At 74.9% G+C, this 1,734-nt stretch carries 3 protein-coding genes; all 3 read left to right on the top strand.

What is annotated here, in order from left to right; genetic code table 11:
• The first annotated feature begins 174 nt into the window (after positions 1–174).
• Positions 175–894 carry an Ldh family oxidoreductase gene (locus RIF68_RS35885; RefSeq protein ID WP_309055830.1) on the top strand — a complete coding sequence of 240 codons (720 nt, stop codon included), beginning with the start codon at positions 175–177 and terminating at the stop codon, positions 892–894.
• 115 nt (positions 895–1,009) lie between these two features.
• Positions 1,010–1,207 (top strand): hypothetical protein, encoded by a 198-nt coding sequence (locus tag RIF68_RS35890; protein WP_309055831.1) that lies wholly within the window; start codon positions 1,010–1,012, stop codon positions 1,205–1,207.
• Positions 1,208–1,264: 57 nt separating this feature from the next.
• Positions 1,265–1,734 (top strand): SDR family NAD(P)-dependent oxidoreductase (locus RIF68_RS35895; RefSeq protein ID WP_309055833.1); only part of this gene is annotated, 470 nt, incomplete at its 3' end.

The raw sequence follows: 1,734 nt of genomic DNA on the forward strand, positions 1-1,734 counted from the left end.
ACCTCGCCCGCGGTGCTGCCGACCCACGATCGGACGGACGGTCATGACCACTTCGCACTTCCGGCACGGATCCGAGGACAGTCCTGCGGTCGACAGAATCGGCCCGGCACTGTTCCGCGGTGGGACCACGGAACTCGCACCGCGGAGCGCCTCCCTGAACCCGAAGGTGGCACGATGAACCGCGCGGCCGAGCCCGGTGACGTCGTCTGCGGCGCCGCCGAGCTGCGGCGCTTCACCGAGGCGGTGCTGCAGGCGCTCGGCACCGGCGAGGCGGATGCGCAGTACCTCGCCGGCCAGATCGTCGGCTCCGAGCTCGCCGGCCACGAGTCCCACGGCATGCGCCGACTGCCCGAGTACGTCCGGCGCGCCCGGGGCGGCTGGGCCGTGCCCTCGGCCTCGGCCTCGGTCGAGCTCGACCGCGGTTCCCTCGTGCGGCTGAACGGCAACGCCGGCTTCGGCCACACGGTCATGCGCGACGCCACCGAGCTGGCGGTCGAGCGGGCCCGGGCGCACGGCATCGCCGCGGTGGCCGTGCACAACAGCGAGTACGCCGGGCGGCTCTCCTACTTCTGCGAGGCAGCGGCCGGGGCCGGGGTGGCCCCGGTCCTGTTCGTCAACGACAGCGGCGCGGGGAGGTCCGTGGCGCCCCCGGGCGGCCTGGAGGGGCGGATGTCGACCAACCCCGTCGCGGCCGGCATTCCGCGCGCGGCGGCTCCCCACCTCGTGCTGGACATCGCGACCAGTGCCGTGGCGATGGGGCGGCTGTCGGAGTGGCGGGACCGGGGTGAGGAGCTGCCGCCGGAGTGGGTCACACCGGCGGCTTCCTCCAGCCCTTCGGCGGCCACAAAGGTTTCGGCCTCGCCCTCGTCGCGGAGGCGCTGGCAGGTGCCCTGACCACGGCGGGCACCGTCTCGCCCACGCCCGCCACCCTGGGCGGGGAGCGCCAGGGGGCGCTGCTCATCGCGCTGGACGTCGCGCAGCTCAGGCCCTGGACGAGTTCGCGGCCGAGGTGGAGTCCTTCCTCGGCTACCTCAAGGACACGCCCGTGGCGCCGGGCGCCGAACCCGTCCGGGTGCCGGGCGAGGGCGGCGCCGGCACGAGCGCGCGCCGCCACCGCGAGGGCATCACCGTCAGGGCCTTCACCTGGGACGCGCTCCGCCGGCTCGCCGACGACCTCGACGTGGCCATGCCGGCCACCACCGCCTGACGCCCTGACGGGCCGAGGCGCAGCAGGATTTCCCGACATCGGACAGAGGAGGACACCGTGGAGCTGGGACTCTCGGGACGGGGCGTGCTGGTCACCGGCGCCAGCGGCGGCATCGGGGCGGCGGCGGCGACGGCCCTCGCCGCCGAAGGGGCCCGCGTCGCAGTGCACTGCTTCAGCAATCGCGCCCGCGCCGAGGAGCTCGCGGCCCGGATCGGCGGCCACGTCGTGCAGGGCGACCTGCGGCGGCCCGAGGAGGCCGCCTCGGTCATGTCCGAGGCCGTCGCGGCCCTCGGGGCCGTGGACGTGTGCGTGGCCAACAGCGGTGGCTGGGACGAGGAGGACGTACCCGTGTGGGAGATGTCCCTGGACCGCTTCCACCGCGTGGTCGAGGACAACCTCGTGGCCCCGTTCCTGACGTGCCGGGAGTACCTGCGCCACGTGCAGGGCACCGGGGTCGGCAGCATCGTGCTCGTGTCCTCGGTCAGCGCGACCTTCGGCGAGGCCGGCAACGCCGACTACGCGGCGGC

The organism is Streptomyces sp., from assembly GCF_031178505.1.
Classification (GTDB): domain Bacteria; phylum Actinomycetota; class Actinomycetes; order Streptomycetales; family Streptomycetaceae; genus Streptomyces; species Streptomyces gulbargensis.

Bases quoted from the DNA above. Each gene is read 5' to 3' on its own strand.
- RIF68_RS35885 (WP_309055830.1), top strand. From the start codon at position 175: ATGAACCGCGCGGCCGAGCCCGGTGACGTCGTCTGCGGCGCCGCCGAG.